This window comes from Echinicola salinicaeni, assembly GCF_014280965.1.
Taxonomy (GTDB): Bacteria; Bacteroidota; Bacteroidia; order Cytophagales; family Cyclobacteriaceae; genus Echinicola; species Echinicola salinicaeni.
The window spans coordinates 1-14,882 of the sequence record NZ_JACODZ010000011.1 but is presented as its reverse complement, the minus strand read 5'-3'; the positions used below and the strand labels follow the sequence as shown (position 1 = coordinate 14,882).

Annotated in this window: 12 protein-coding genes and 1 tRNA gene; 9 read left to right on the top strand and 4 right to left on the bottom strand. The window is 38.0% G+C overall.

Annotated elements, in window-relative coordinates; genetic code table 11:
• The first annotated feature begins 56 nt into the window (after nt 1-56).
• From H7U17_RS18715 to lpxB, 4 genes are all read left to right on the top strand, one after another.
• On the top strand, nt 57-3,518 hold the full coding sequence (locus H7U17_RS18715) for a S8 family serine peptidase (RefSeq protein WP_186758378.1): 3,462 nt from the start codon (nt 57-59) through the stop codon (nt 3,516-3,518).
• A complete protein-coding gene (locus tag H7U17_RS18710; protein WP_186758377.1) occupies nt 3,518-4,225 on the top strand; it encodes a hypothetical protein in 708 nt (235 codons plus the stop codon). The genes H7U17_RS18715 and H7U17_RS18710 overlap by 1 nt, the downstream gene beginning before the upstream one ends.
• 82 nt (nt 4,226-4,307) lie before the next feature.
• Nucleotides 4,308-4,727 (top strand): 6-pyruvoyl trahydropterin synthase family protein, encoded by a 420-nt coding sequence (locus H7U17_RS18705; protein ID WP_186758376.1) that lies wholly within the window; start codon nt 4,308-4,310, stop codon nt 4,725-4,727.
• Nucleotides 4,728-4,845: 118 nt separating this feature from the next.
• Nucleotides 4,846-5,952: a lipid-A-disaccharide synthase gene (gene lpxB, locus H7U17_RS18700; protein ID WP_186758375.1), complete on the top strand. Its 1,107-nt coding sequence runs from the start codon at nt 4,846-4,848 to the stop codon at nt 5,950-5,952.
• A 48-nt stretch (nt 5,953-6,000) separates the two neighbouring features.
• Here the strand turns inward: lpxB and clpX are convergent, their stop codons facing one another.
• From clpX to H7U17_RS18680, 4 genes are all read right to left on the bottom strand, one after another.
• Nucleotides 6,001-7,224, bottom strand: coding sequence for an ATP-dependent Clp protease ATP-binding subunit ClpX (gene clpX / locus H7U17_RS18695; RefSeq protein ID WP_186758374.1), 1,224 nt, complete (start codon nt 7,222-7,224; stop codon nt 6,001-6,003).
• A 2-nt stretch (nt 7,225-7,226) separates the two neighbouring features.
• A complete protein-coding gene (locus H7U17_RS18690; protein WP_186758372.1) occupies nt 7,227-7,898 on the bottom strand; it encodes an ATP-dependent Clp protease proteolytic subunit in 672 nt (223 codons plus the stop codon).
• 79 nt (nt 7,899-7,977) lie between these two features.
• Nucleotides 7,978-9,306, bottom strand: coding sequence for a trigger factor (gene tig / locus H7U17_RS18685; RefSeq protein ID WP_186758370.1), 1,329 nt, complete (start codon nt 9,304-9,306; stop codon nt 7,978-7,980).
• A gap of 114 nt (nt 9,307-9,420) precedes the next feature.
• Nucleotides 9,421-9,502: transfer RNA gene (locus H7U17_RS18680), tRNA-Leu, on the bottom strand.
• A 303-nt stretch (nt 9,503-9,805) separates the two neighbouring features.
• Here H7U17_RS18680 and H7U17_RS18675 point away from each other — a divergent pair.
• The 5 genes from H7U17_RS18675 to H7U17_RS20575 form a co-directional block, all read left to right on the top strand.
• Nucleotides 9,806-12,028 (top strand): RelA/SpoT family protein, encoded by a 2,223-nt coding sequence (locus H7U17_RS18675; protein ID WP_186758363.1) that lies wholly within the window; start codon nt 9,806-9,808, stop codon nt 12,026-12,028.
• A 68-nt stretch (nt 12,029-12,096) separates the two neighbouring features.
• On the top strand, nt 12,097-12,564 hold the full coding sequence (locus H7U17_RS18670) for a Fur family transcriptional regulator (RefSeq protein ID WP_186758361.1): 468 nt from the start codon (nt 12,097-12,099) through the stop codon (nt 12,562-12,564).
• On the top strand, nt 12,561-12,905 hold the full coding sequence (locus H7U17_RS18665; RefSeq protein WP_186758359.1) for an STAS domain-containing protein: 345 nt from the start codon (nt 12,561-12,563) through the stop codon (nt 12,903-12,905). The genes H7U17_RS18670 and H7U17_RS18665 overlap by 4 nt, the downstream gene beginning before the upstream one ends.
• Before the next feature lie 123 nt (nt 12,906-13,028).
• Nucleotides 13,029-14,300 (top strand): adenylosuccinate synthase, encoded by a 1,272-nt coding sequence (locus H7U17_RS18660; RefSeq protein WP_186758357.1) that lies wholly within the window; start codon nt 13,029-13,031, stop codon nt 14,298-14,300.
• Nucleotides 14,301-14,580: 280 nt separating this feature from the next.
• On the top strand, nt 14,581-14,882 hold a 302-nt coding region (locus H7U17_RS20575; protein ID WP_222439245.1), incomplete at its 3' end, for a hypothetical protein.

Genomic DNA, 14,882 nt, shown 5'->3' with positions numbered 1-14,882 from the left:
ATTCCAAACTTTTTATAAATTGAAAGGGTTAACTATTGGGGCCAAGAGGATTATTTATGAGAAAATTAATACTGATAAAGTTTTTTTTGTTTTTTGCCTTCACAAGTGTTTGGGGACAGGAATCTTCAGAACTTGGGCAAAAAATTGTTAAAGAAAGAAAGAGCATTCAAGAAAATTTTGATGCCAACTATAAGCAATATTTACTCGGGAATGATGCCCTCAAGATCATGGCGGCTTCAAAAGGAGTGCCTGTGAAATTGTTTTTGGATGAGGGGAAAGTAGGAGAGTTGCGGTATTTTGATGAAAAGGGAGCTCCAGTTTACTATATCACATATAATATTAGGGCTGCTGCAACCACCCAAACAGATGCACTTCAGCCCAATGGAGACTTAGGTCTAAGCCTTACAGGTAAAGGGATGACCATAGGTGTTTATGATCAGACTCGCCCAAAACCCGATCATGTGGAATTTGGGGGAAGAGTTAGACAGGTCGATGGATCAAGTGAGGTGATCAGTAACCATGCTACTCACGTTACAGGTACGCTTTTGGCCGAAGGGTTGAATGCCAATGCAAAGGGTATGGCATATGAATCAAACGGTTGGGCCTTCAACTGGGAAGGGGATATTTCAAAAATGGGCACCAATGCCTATGATGAAGAAACTAAGTCAGATGGACATTTGGTTTCGAATCACTCTTATGGGATTGTTTTGGGATGGTACCGAGATCAAAATGGAACCTGGAAATGGGCTGGAAATCCATCAGTTGATCCTAATGAGGATTACAGGTTTGGCTTATATACCAATAAAAGTAAATCTTTGGATGATTTAGCTTTTTCAAAACCCTATTATACCATGGTTTGGGCTGCAGGAAATGACAGGACAGATAGAGGTGATGGTACCAAGGATCCTGATGGTCCTGATGATACCATTGGTCCTGAAGGAGTAGCTAAAAATGTCATAACAGTTGGAGCTGTCTCTCCCTTTGAAGAATATAATGACCGGTCTTCTTTGGCGATAAGTGATTTTTCCAGTTGGGGCCCCACAGATGATGGCAGGATTAAACCAGATCTTGTAGGTGTGGGTGTGGGTGTTTTCAGTACAGCTATTTCAGGTGAGGGAAATGATTCCTATACGACCTTAAATGGCACTTCTATGGCTTCCCCTAATGTAGCTGGTTCCCTTTTACTGCTTCAGCAGCTTTATGCTCAAAGAAACGGTGGCGCGTATATGCGATCATCAACCCTTAAAGCTTTGGCCATTAATACTGCGTTGGATGGAGGTCTTTATGAGGGCCCCGATTATGTATATGGTTGGGGGATACTGAATGCAAAAGCTGCTGCTGAGATGATTATAAATGAAAATGGTTCTTCGGATTTGATCCGGGAGCTTACCTTGGAAGAAGGGGGAGTTTTTGAATATGAGATCGTATCAGATGGGATTACACCTATAAAAGCCACTATTGCGTGGACCGATCCATCAGGCAGTCCAAGTCCAACTGCATTAAATCCGTCGAATTCAAATCTGGTGAATGATTTGGATTTGAGAATTATAGATGAATCAGGACAAGAATATTTTCCATGGACACTTGATCCGAGTAAAGGAGCCAATAGTAGAGCTATTAATACAAGTGATAATTTTAGGGATAATGTGGAACAGGTGATCATTAACTCACCTACTCCCAAAAAATATACTGTAAGGGTTAGCCATAAAGGAGAATTAACCAATGATGCCCAAGAATTTGCCTTGGTGTTAAAGGCGGGGACGATTGATGGGGCTGATGAGACCTTATACTGGATTGGTGGTGAAACAGGCAATTGGAGTGATGTGTCAAATTGGTCTGAAACACAAGGAGGAGCGTCAGCAAATAAAATCCCTGATGCCAATTCAAGGGTGCTGTTTGAATTGACATCAGGTCAGAGTACTCAGGTGAGTTTATCTGAGAGTTCATCCGCCTTCAGTGTAAATATATTTGGAGAGGGAATTGTTACTATGGATATGAATACTTTTGATTTGACTGTAGGAGGAGGTTTTAGAGTCAGTAACCAATTGACTACCATACGTAATGGAGAAGTAATTTTTAATACCGCTGACGAACAGGATAAGTTTATGGAATTTGCGGGAGTGCTCTTTGATGACCTGGTTATCAGAATTACTTCAGGTAACTGGAATCTTACCAATGCTGAATTATTGGATAGATTGGAAATCGTGGGCGGAGAACTTTTGGTAGGTGCAGAAAGCTTAGAGTTAAATAGTTTGTTTTTGGAGCAGGATGCCGTATTAAAAGGGAATTTGGATGTCCTAGAATTTCATGAAACCATGAGCATTGCAAGTAATGCTAGTTTTACCTTTGAAGGAGATTTTGTTTTTGAAGGAGAAAATGGATCATTTAACAATAATAATGGTAGTATAAATTCACTTGAAATTCAATCAGGAGATTTGGTTTATAACGGTAGTGCCAATTCAATCGATGATGTAAATGTTCAGAATGGTAGTTTGGTTTTGGGCAATGTTACTGATTTTACAGCTAATACTCTGGTAATGGGGCAAGGAGCGCTTTTGGATTTATCTCCTGACAAACGCTTTGTGTTATTGGAAAATTTGACTGTTGAATCTGTCAGTAGTGATGCGGCGAGGATATATGCATCTCAAAAAGGGGAGTTGATTCATGATGTTTATAGGAAGTATTGTTTTGAGTTTTTAAATATAGATGGCGTGGATTTATCTGGAGATGCCATAATTAATCTGGGTTTGGCTGCTGATGTGAATAATGCTGATAATTGGTTGAGTCAAAATTGTGAAGATGTATTGTTTGCCAATTTTACTTCGGAATTTAATTGTGTAGGAGGATCAACTGAATTTACAAACCTAAGTGAGGGAAGTATCAGCACTTACTCCTGGACCTTTGGAAATATTGGAGATTCGGATTTGGAGAACCCAAGCTTTAGCTTCCCAGAAACAGGTGATTATGAGGTGGAATTGACCATTGGAGATAATGGGAAGAGCGAATCCTTTACCCGTACAGTTACCGTTAACGATAATGGTTTGCAGGTCCCTGTCATCGTAGTAAATGGTAGTGTGATGACCAGTCAAACACTGGCAAATGCCTATCAATGGTATTATGATGGAGCGAAAATTCCAGGGGCAACCAATCGTTCCTATGCTGCCGATAATGATGGTATGTACCAGGTTGCCATTTTTGATGAAACATGTAATAGACTTTCCGAACCAGTTTTGGTCACTTCCTTGGAGGATGAAGAACCTGCTTTGGGTACTTTTGGGGTTTTTATAGGCCCAAATCCAACAAGCGGAAGGGTTAATCTAAGGATTAATAATGAGTATCAAGGTGAATTAGAGCTGGCCGTGGATGCCATTGATGGTAGAAAAGTGTCATCCAAATCAGTTTATAAACAACAAACAGAAGTGTTTTATGAATATCAACTGTCTCAGCCTTCTGGAGTTTATTTGTTTATGATCAAAATGGGAGATTTAGTTTTGAGGACTAAAGTGATAAAGAAATAATGATGAATAGATCAATTAAGATAATATTTATACTGACGCTTATTAGTTTTAGCGGTTTTGGTCAAATAGTCAATCTAGAGATGAATGGTGTTCCTTTGAGGGCATCATCTTATGAGGGGATACAAGGCTCCCCTTTTTTATTTGATGATTGGTCAAATGCCAGTTATACCATGGAGAAGGGCTGGACAAAAGAAAATGTACCCACTAAAATCAATGTTTACGAAAAGGAAATTTTGACTGTAAACGATAATGGTAATCAGATTGTTTTGGATAAAAAACAAATTTATTCATTCGTCCTGAACCGACCACAGGATAATCTTAGAGACAATGATGGGGCTTTGGTGAAAATGGTTTTTAAAAAAGGATTTAATGAGATTCCAGGAGTTTCCGAAAGCGACTTTGTTAATGTGCTATTAGAAGGTGAAAATTATGTTTTGGTACGGGTATTTAAGAATAAGTTGGAAACACCTCCTAAGAATTCTTACTCTCCAAGTCCAGGAAAAAGGTTTATTCCATCAGAATCTTATTATTTGATTAATTCTAGCGGGGAAGCCATTTCAGTAAGGCTCTCCAATAGAAGTATGGTGAAAAGTTTAGATCCCGATGATCAAAAGGATGGTAAGAAATACCTAAAAGAGAATAAGCTAAATCTCAATAGGGAAGATCATCTTATACAGTTTTTGGTAAAAATGAATGAAATAAGCTAAGTCTTTAAATGGATTCCCAAGTTCATGATATAAGGGTGTTACTTTTTTTTTATCTTTGCAGTCTCAAATCGTAATACCAGTCATGATACAAGTCTCTAGAAAAGAACACTTCAATGCAGCACATAAACTTTGGAATCCCAAATGGACTGAGGAGAAGAATGTTGAAGTATTTGGACCATGTGCCAACGCCAACTGGCATGGGCACAATTTTGATTTAATAGTGACAGTTAAAGGACTGCCAGATGAGGAAACCGGCTTTGTAGTGGACTTGAAAGCCCTGAGTACTTTAATTAGAACTTTGGTGATAGAAAAGGTAGATCACAAAAACCTCAATGTGGATGTTGATTTCATGACAGGGAAAATGGCCAGTTGTGAAAATTTGGTCATGGAGTTCTGGAAAATTTTGGAACCTGCAATAAATAAGATCACTCCTCATGGAGGCTTATATAAGCTGAAGCTGTATGAGACTCCTAGGAATTTTGTAGAATACTACGGAGAATAAAAAAGGCCCTTTAAAAGGGCTTTTTCTTTTTACTATGCTTAATTTGTCAAATAATTAGGCATTACTCCTTTGTCATAGATGCCAATATTGCCTATCTAATTGGGTTATTTTCTTTTATATGAAGTACTATATTATTTCCGGTGAAAGATCCGGTGATTTACATGCGTCTAACTTAATTACGGCCATCAGAGAGCTAGATCCAATAGCCAATTTTAGAGGAATGGGAGGGGATTATAGTCAGCAGGCAAATCTTTCATTGGCTGCCCATTATGATGAAGTGGCTCTGATGGGTTTTGTTGAAGTACTATTTGGTTTTAGGAAAGTGTTAAAATACCTCAAGCTGGTAAAGGAAGATATTCTTGCATTCCAGCCAGATGCTGTGATTTTGGTGGATTATGGCGGGTTTAATATGAAGATTGCCAAATTTTGCCACGAAAAAGGTATACCTGTACATTATTATATATCTCCTAAAGTTTGGGCTTGGAATCAAAATCGAGCATTTAAGTTAAAAAAATATGTAGATCATTTATATTCCATATTGCCCTTTGAGCCAGATTTTTTTAAAAGGTTTGATTGGGAGGTTAATTATGTTGGGAATCCATTATTGGATGAGATTGCGAAATTTACGCCACATGATTTTTTTCATCAAAAAAATGAATTGAGTTATAAGCCAATAATAGCTTTACTTCCGGGAAGTAGGAGGCAGGAGGTGGATAAAATGATGCAAACAATGGTAGAAATTGTTCCGGCCTTCTCGAATGCCCAATTTATCATTGCGGGTGTTAGAAACCTGCGCGCAGGTGTTTATCAAAAAGCTAAAGATTTGGGCGTAAAGGTGATTTTTGATCAAACATATGACTTGCTTTACCATGCAAATGCAGCTATAGTGACTTCAGGTACGGCTACATTGGAAACAGCCTTGTTTAGGGTTCCTCAGGTAGTGGTTTATAAGACTTCAGGGATTAGTTATGCTATTGCTAATCATCTAATAAAAGTGCGGTTTATCTCTCTTGTAAATTTGATTGCTGATAAGGAAGTGGTAAGGGAGTTGATTCAGGGAGAATATAATAAAGAGGTTTTATTAGGGGAACTCAAGGCTATTTTAGGAGATGTTCAGAGAAAAGCAGAAATCCTCCAGGGGTATAATTTGGTAAGAGCATTATTGGGTAATAAAAGTGCCTCAAAGGAAACTGCAAAGCTGATTGTAGACAGTATAAAAAAATAACCTGCCAATAGATATTAGCAGGTTATGTCTTATGTTATTTCTGAACAGTTATGCTACTTGAAGCTTTTTGAATTTGGATTTGTCAAATTGTTCTTGCGCATACTTTCTGTTGATTACCAATTCTTTGACATCAGAATCAGAAGGCAACTCATACATAGCATCAGTAATGATGGCTTCGCAAATGGATCTTAAGCCTCTTGCTCCAAGGCTATATTCAACTGCTTTTTCAACTATATAGTCAATACCGCTCTCTTCAAATTCTAGATTGATGCCTTCCATTTCCATTAATTTAATGTATTGTTTGGTAAGGGCATTTTTAGGCTCGGTAAGGATGCTTTTGAGTGTTTCCTTATCCAGCGGATCCAAGTGGGTTAACACTGGAAGACGACCTATTAATTCAGGTATTAGACCAAAAGATTTTAAATCTGGAGCGGTTACATATTGCAATAGGTTATTTCTGTCAATAATCTCCTGCTCGTTTTTCTTACTGAAACCAAGTGGTTGTGTATTGAGTCTATTGGCAATATGTCTCGCAATACCATCAAATGCACCGCCGCAAATGAAAAGAATATTTTCAGTATTGACAGCAATCATTTTTTGGTCTGGATGTTTTCTACCTCCTTGTGGTGGAACGTTGACAGTGGTGCCTTCCAATAATTTAAGCATAGCCTGCTGAACTCCCTCTCCACTTACATCTCTAGTAATTGATGGATTATCTGATTTTCGTGCAATCTTATCAATTTCATCAATGTATACGATACCTCTCTCAGCCGCTTCTACATTATAATCGGCGGATTGAAGTAAACGCGTAAGGATACTCTCAACATCTTCACCTACATATCCAGCTTCTGTCAAAACAGTAGCATCAGCTATGCAGAAAGGAACCTCAAGAATTTTAGCCAAGGTTTTGGCTAAGTAAGTTTTACCTGTTCCTGTATCCCCAACCATGATGATATTAGATTTTTCTATCTTTATTTCGTCATCATTGGTCTTTTGAAGAAGTCGTTTATAGTGGTTATATACGGCCACAGAAAGTACCTTCTTGGCTTCGTTTTGACCAATTACATATTGATTGAGGTACTGGGTAAGTTCCTTTGGTTTTTTTAATTTAAACTTCGGTTTTTTATCCTGCTTTTTTGTCTTTTCTTCCTCACCTAAGATTTGGAAAGCCTGATCAATGCAGAAATTACAGATATGTGCTGAAATTCCTGAAACCATCAGGTCTACATCTTTCTTATTTCTCCCACAAAAGGAACAAGTAACTTGAGCCATTATTATTTTTTTCTAGTCAATACTTCATCTATCAAGCCATATTCTTTGGCTTCAGGGGCTCTCATCCAGTAATCACGATCTGAGTTTTTCTCAATTTGTTCGATGTCTTTACCAGAGTGATGGGCCAATATTTCATACAGTTCTTGCTTTAAAATCAAGATTTGTTTGGCAGTGATTTCAATATCAGAAGCCTGGCCTTGAGCTCCACCAAGTGGTTGGTGAATCATAACCCTTGAATGGGGTAAGGCTGCTCTTTTGTTCGCGGCTCCACCAGCCAATAATACAGCACCCATGGAGGCTGCCAAGCCAGTACAAATAGTTCCAACATCAGGGTTGATATACTGCATGGTATCATAGATCCCCAATCCAGCATAAACGGATCCCCCTGGGCTATTAATATATAATAATATGTCTTTTTTCGAGTCTACTGATTCCAAGAAAAGTAACTGGGCAGTGATGATATTAGCTATATGGTCATCTACTTGAGTACCCAGAAAAATAATACGGTCCATGATCAGTCTTGAGAAAACATCAATTTCACGGAAATTGGTAGGCCTTTCTTCAATAACCGATCTGGTCATGTTTTCGATTTGTTGGGTATATTGATCAAAAGCGGTACCACTCACCCCTTGGCTGTGAATGGCATATTTTCTAAATTCTTCTTTGTTAATCATATCGTCTTTTTTATGAATTAGTACAAAAATAAAAAAAGCCCTTAGAAAAGGACTTTTTATTAACGATTAATTATTGGAATTAGTTTTCGATTAGCTCTTTAAACTTATCGACATCTATCTTTTCTTCCTTAATGGTAATCTTGTCCTTGACAAGTTCCAGTACTTTGTCGTTTTGAACAGCTGTTAACATCTGCATATAGTTCTGTCCTTCGTTGCCTTGAAGGTAGTTGTTAACAAACATGTCCATATTGTCTTCCATCTGAGCACCTAGGCCAGAAGCTGCTAATTGCTCACGAACCATGTCTTGTGTCTTGGCGATTACATCTTCGTGTTCCGCTTTGATTTCGTTCTCTTCTGCAATTTTGTTAGAGATAAGCGACCATGTTAATTGCTTGGCGTATACAGGAAATTCTTTCTCCACATCAGCTTCTGTCACTTTTCCATCATTGGCTTTCAATAACCATTCTTTCAGGAATGCTTCAGGTAGTTCAATATTGGCTTTTTCTACAAGAATTTCTTTGATCTTTTCCTCGTTGAATACCTTCGTTTCTTTATTGTAGTTGTCACCTAGGATTTCTTCCACTTTTGCAACAAACTCTTCTTCAGTTTTTACTTGGTCAGGTCCAAACACTTTGTCGAAGAATTCTTGGTCCAGAGCAGCATCTTCAGTTCTGTTGATGTTCTGCACGGTGAAAGTATAGGTGCCAGCGATATTGGCTGCTTCTTCCTCACTTAGGCTTAATACTTCTGCAAGATCAGTTTTGATAGCTTTAGATGGGTCAAACTCGATGACAGCACCTTTTTCTACACCAATGAATTTCTTTACTGATCTTCCGTCCATTTTAGAAAGAGGAAGAGATAATGTTTGCTCATAAGAACCATCGGCAGACTTAAGGTCACCATAAAGGAAGTCGTTTTCTTGACTAACTTCAGGGTTGGTCATTTTACCATACTGACGTCTTAAGTTTTCGATTGCATCATCGATAGCCTTTTTGTCAACCTTTAGTTTATAATCAGTGGCTTTGATAGACTTGTCCAAAGCAACTTCAACGTTTTCTACGAATCCGATTTTATATTCAAAATCAAATTCTTTTTGCTTATTCCAGTCGATAGCATCAGCATCTTCAACCACTGGAAGAGGTTCGCCTAGAATTTTGAAGCTTTGCTCTTTGATATAGTTGTTCAAAGATGAAGAAAGGATCTCGTTGATTTCTTCAACCAAAGCAGACGTTCCGTATAGTTTTTTAACCATACCAATTGGAGCTTTACCAGGACGAAAACCTTTAATATTGGCTTTCTTGGCATAGTCTTTTAGTTTGGCATCAACTTTAGGTTGATAATCTGCTTCATTTAAACTAATTTTAATTGAAGCTTGATTAGTAGATTGCTTGTCTAGTTTGATTTCCAAGGCTGTAATTGATTAAATTTTGCTATAAACTAAAAACCCTCAACCTCGACACCATTGTCCTGTCCAATAAATCGGGTAGGGTTGGTGGTTCGTGATTGAGGGCTGGTTGATTAGTGCGGATGGAGGGACTCGAACCCCCATGCCTCGCGGCGCTAGATCCTAAGTCTAGTGCGTCTACCAATTTCGCCACATCCGCTTATTTAGTCAATGTAAGTGCTACCCTTTTGGTTTTGCTTACATTTGCTTCTCTAATGTGGATGCAAAGGTAATAATGAAATTCTAACTTGCAATAGTTAGCTTGAAAAAAAGTTGAATAAATTTTGTTTTGAGATATTAAGGTGTTGAAAATCAGTGGGAATAAATTTTGGGGTAAAACGGGGCTTGATAATCTTTCATTGCCTACTGGGCTTTTGGAGAAAAAAGATAGAAATTAGTGGGTAATTTGGTGAGTTGGTAACCTGATAACTGCAGGGCAGTTGAAAACTACGATTATAAGAATATGATTAACATAGATCCAGAGGTTGAAAGAAAAGAAATACTCAAAAGATACAGGAAGCTGCTGAGGTTAGCCAAGCCTTTGTTGAAAAGTGGGGATGCAAAAATTATTAAAAAGGCTTTTAATGTTTCCAGTGAAGCGCATAAAGAGATGCGGCGAAAATCTGGCGAGCCTTATATATATCATCCGCTTGAGGTGGCCTTGGTTTGTGTAGAGGAGATTGGTTTGGGTACAACCAGTATTGTGGCTGCATTGCTTCATGATGTGGTGGAGGATACTGAGTGGGAATTGGAAGACATTGAAAGGGAGTTTGGCCCGAGGGTGACTAAGATAATTGATGGATTGACCAAAATTTCTGGAGTTTTTGAGTATGGTAGTTCTCAACAAGCTGAAAATTTCCGGAAAATGCTCTTAACCCTTTCCGATGATGTTAGGGTGATATTGATAAAACTTGCTGATAGGTTGAATAATATGAGGACACTTCAAAGCATGCCAAGGCATAAGCAGTTGAAGATCGCCTCAGAAACCATGTACCTTTATGCTCCATTGGCCCATCGATTGGGGCTTTATAGCATTAAATCGGAGCTGGAAGATTTATATTTGAAATATACCGATACAGAGACCTATCAATTTATTGTTGGGAAAATTAAGGAAACCAGGATTTCCAGGAATAAATTTATAAAAAGCTTTGTAGCTCCAGTTGAGCGTGAATTAGAAACCCAGGGGTTCAAGTTCAATATAAAAGGAAGGCCCAAGTCTGTTTATTCAATTTATAATAAGATGAAAAAGCAGAATATTCCTTTTGAAGAAGTATATGACTTGTTTGCTATCAGGGTGATCATTGATTCCAATGTTGAATCCGAGAAAGCAGATTGTTGGCAAGTCTATTCTATTGTTACAGATTTTTACCGACCCAATCCAGACAGGTTGAGAGATTGGATAAGTACTCCTAGGGCAAATGGTTATGAGTCTCTTCATACTACTGTAATGAGTAATACAGGCCAATGGGTAGAAGTACAGATCAGGACCAAGAGAATGGATGATATTGCCGAGAGAGGTTATGCAGCTCATTGGAAATATAAGGAGAAAGAAGTGAGTGCTTCCAAAGGAGCCGCTGGTTTGGATGAATGGATCACTCAGGTAAGAACCCTATTAGAATCGAATGATGGGTCGGCCATAGAGTTTATGGATGATTTTAGGGGGAATCTTTTCCAAGATGAGGTGTTTGTTTTTACTCCAAAAGGTGATTTAAAAGTGCTGCCCTTTGGTGCAACAGCTTTGGATTTTGCGTTTGAGATACATTCTGAAGTAGGGGCTAAATGTATTGGTGCCAAAATCAATCAGCGTTTGGTACCAATTAATCATAAACTAAAAAATGGCGATCAGGTAGAAATCCTTACATCCAACAAGCAAAAACCTTCGGAAGACTGGTTAAGGTCAGTGATAACTTCTAGGGCCAAGGCCAAGATAAAGGATGCTTTGAAAGAAGAGAAAAAATCTTTGATCATGGATGGCAAGGAAATCGTACAGCGAAAGCTTCGTCAGATGAAGATGGATTTTACCTCGGTAGTGGTAGAGCAGCTTAGGGCATTTTTTGAAACCAAGACGGCTAATGAGTTTTATTTCAAGGTAGGGAAAGGGATTATTGATCCAACCTCCATTAAAAGCTTCAAAGATTTTAAACAGACCAAAAAGAAAAAAGTAAAAAGTCCATTACAAAATGTGGTGGATGAGTCCTCTTTTACCAAGGAAATCAAAAACCTTAAGGGGCCAGACCATGATCAGCTACTGATAGGTGAGGATATGGATGTGGTGGATTATATTTTGGCAAAATGTTGTAATCCTATCCCTGGTGATGATGTATTTGGTTTTGTTACTGTAAATGAGGGTATAAAAATTCATAGGACAAGCTGTCCCAATGCCTTGGAGTTATTGTCCAATCATGGTAATAGGGTGATAAAGGCACGATGGACCAGTCAACAAGAGATTGCTTTTCTTGCTGGTTTAAAAATAGTTGGGACTGATCGAGTAGGTTTGATCAATGATCTGACCAGGGTGATCTCTGATGAACTTAAAGTGAATATGAGATCCATTACTGTAGACTCTGAAAGTGGGCTTTTTGAGGGGTCCATTAAGCTTTATGTCCATAGTACCAACCACCTTGAAAACTTAATTGCCAATCTCTCCCAAGTGCCAGGTGTGATTAAAGTTACCAGGTTTGATTAATAAGTCTGTTCTTATTTGAATCTTTTCTAAATAAGAAGTGTATATTTGTAAAAATAAAACACGAGAAAATGGCATTGAATGAAACGCTATTTGAAGAAGTAAAGAAAATATTTACTGCCTACCTAGAAAATAAAAAACTGAGAAAAACTCCCGAGCGCTATGCGATTTTGGAAGAGATTTACGGGAGAGACGGCCATTTTGATGTAGAATCACTTTATATCAGCATGAAGAATAAAAATTACAGGGTCAGTAGGGCTACTGTATATAATACTTTGGATTTATTGGTTGAATGTGATTTGGTAACTAAACATCAGTTTGGTCAGAATTTGGCTCAGTATGAGAAATCATACGGTTATAAGCAACATGATCACTTGATATGTACAGAATGTCATAAAGTGGTTGAGTTCTGTGATCCAAGGATTCAAAATATTCAAAATACGGTAGGCGAAATTTTAAATTTTAATATTCTTCATCATTCCTTAATTTTGTACGGAAATTGCAATAAGAAGGATTGTGAAAACAAACTAGCCGTATGAAATTAACTTATAGCTCAAGTAGAGAAGACCATAACCTGATACTTTCGATAAAAGGAGATTTAATAGGAGATGAGTCTGGGCCCAAATTGGTTGAGGTTATCTCCGATGCACTGCAGGAGGGGGTAAAAAGTTGTATTATTGACCTAGAAGAGGTGAGGTATATCAGCTCGAGTGGAATAGGTGTTTTGATAACAATGCTCACCAAAATGAGAAATGCTGGCGGAGAGGTCTTTTTGGCATCTCCATCTGAACATGTAAAAAAACTGTTGATCATCACCAAGCTTAATAATATTTTTACCGTGTATGAATCTTTGGAGGATGCTAGGGAAAAAGTAAAATGATTGGTTTTTACTAAAATTTAGAGCTTTGTATATAAAAAAAGTAGCATTGAGTTGCTATTTTTTTTTGTTATTGCAAACTTCACGCGGAATTTGACGAATATAAAAATTAGATAAATATATAAAATGAAAATGGACGTTCTTTTAGGCCTACAGTGGGGGGATGAAGGCAAAGGTAAAGTAGTTGACTTCCTCGCACCTAAGTACGATATGGTTGCCAGGTTTCAAGGAGGTCCTAATGCTGGTCATACCTTGGAGTTTGATGGAATTAAACATGTTCTTCACCAGATTCCAAGTGGTATTTTCAGGGAGAACCTTAAAAATGTCATTGGTAATGGGGTGGTTTTGGACCCTGTGGTATTGAGGAAAGAGATTGAAGGGCTTAAAAAGTTTAATATTGCTTATCAGCAAAATCTTTTTATTTCCAAAAAAGCTACGATTATCATACCTACCCATAAGTTGCTAGATGCTGCTTATGAAAAATCTAAAGGAGATAAGAAGATCGGATCTACTTTAAAGGGGATTGGTCCTACTTACCAAGATAAAATTGGTAGAGTAGCATTAAGAGTAGGGGATATTCTTAGTCCGGATTTTCAGGAGAAATACAATGCATTAGTAGAAAAGCATAAAAACACCCTAAGCTTTTATAACTACGATATTTCAGAATTGCCGCAATTGGAAACAGCTTTCTTTGAGGCAATTGAATTCTTCAGAACACTTAATCTCATCAATAGTGAGTACGATGTGAATGCAGAATTATCTTCTGGGAAGCAAGTGTTAGCAGAGGGGGCACAAGGATCGTTATTGGATATTGACTTTGGTAGCTATCCATTTGTTACAAGTAGTAGCACCATGACTGCTGGGGCTTGTACGGGGCTTGGAGTTTCTCCGTCCAGTATTGGTGAAGTGTTTGGTATATTTAAAGCCTACTGTACACGTGTTGGTAGTGGGCCATTCCCTACGGAGCTGTTTGATGAAGATGGTGATCGTATGAGAAAAGAAGGTAATGAGTTTGGCTCCACTACAGGAAGACCAAGAAGATGCGGTTGGATTGATTTGCCTGCCTTAAAGTATTCTATCATGATCAATGGAGTGACAGAGTTATTCATGATGAAGGCTGATGTTTTGAATATATTTGAAGAGATCAAAGTGTGTACTCATTATAAGCTAGAAGATGGGACTGTGATTGATCAATTGCCTTTCGAAATCAACGATGTAAAAGTTGAGCCTGTATATAAGGTTTGTAAAGGTTGGAATAAGGATTTGAGTGATGTGACTTCTTACGATGGATTTCCACAAGAATTGAAGGAATATGTCGCTTTACTAGAAAAAGAGTTGAATGTTCCCATTAAAATGGTTTCAGTGGGGCCTGACCGGGAACAAACCATCATGAAATGATGATGAAATAAGCTTAAAAGATAATGGAGCCCCTTTGAATAATTTTGTTTCAAAGGGGCTTTTTCTTTAAATTGGACTTAGGTGCCAATTTTTTTTGTCTGGTATACAGGGACTTTGCGGATATTTTTGTAAATTAATTCTCTTGCCTCTTGCAGCGGGGAAAACCTTTCTTACCTTTGTCATCCTGTTGGACGGACAGGGGCATTTGGGAAGAGTTTTCGAGGTGCTTGATTTGGAATAAGGTTTTGGTTTCCAGGGCTTAAAAATATTTTGATAAAAAGTGTTTTATAAGAACGGAAAAGCTTTTAACTTTGCAGACCCAAAAGAGGGGAGGAGAGTTGTAGACAAAGGTTTCGGTCTTTGGGAAAGCACAAAAACTTCCAAAAAATATTTTAAAAAAGCGTGTTGGAAAACAAAATATTTTCCTCACCTTTGCAGACCCAAACGGGGAAAGCATAGTGTTGAAGGCTTGGCGGGCCAAGAGAAACAGAAGGTTTTCGGTCAAAAAAGTTTTAGAATTTTAAACCGGAAATTGTTTTGCAAAATAAAGTTCTTTTTCGGACCTTTGCCAAGCGAAAAACA